The sequence below is a fragment of the Anaerococcus sp. HMSC065G05 genome, from assembly GCF_001812365.1.
GTDB lineage: Bacteria > Bacillota > Clostridia > Tissierellales > Peptoniphilaceae > Anaerococcus > Anaerococcus vaginalis.
The window spans coordinates 1-410 of the sequence record NZ_KV808676.1 but is presented as its reverse complement, the minus strand read 5'-3'; the positions used below and the strand labels follow the sequence as shown (position 1 = coordinate 410).

Genomic DNA, 410 nt, shown 5'->3' with positions numbered 1-410 from the left:
CCTATCATATTGGTATATCTAAAACTATGGTATTCTTTAGCACTTGCGAATTGTCTTTCTATTGTTTCTTTTCTTTGTTTGTATTCTGATTTTCCTATTTTGGTTAGTCTGTACCATTCACAGTAGTCTATGTATTTTTGCCAGATGTGTCTAATTATTACTTTTACTTTGCTTTTGCTTTTTGTACATCTGCTTAAAGATGGGCAGTTTTCACATAAACTTTTCTTGCTTTGATATATTCTGTAGCCTTCTCGGTTTGTTGTTGAGTACAGGAGTATTTTATTTTCTGGACATATGTAGCAGTCGTTTGTTTCGTCATATTTGTATTGTTTTGGATAAAATGATTCTTTATCAGTTTTTCCTTTTGGTCTTGTGTATGGTAGGACTGGCATTATTCCTTTTTCTATTAG

At 31.7% G+C, this 410-nt stretch carries 1 protein-coding gene; it reads right to left on the bottom strand.

Going from position 1 to position 410, the window contains the following annotated elements; genetic code table 11:
* Nucleotides 1–410, bottom strand: a 410-nt coding sequence (locus tag HMPREF2852_RS00010; RefSeq protein WP_070604798.1) for a transposase, incomplete at both ends; no start/stop codon positions are given.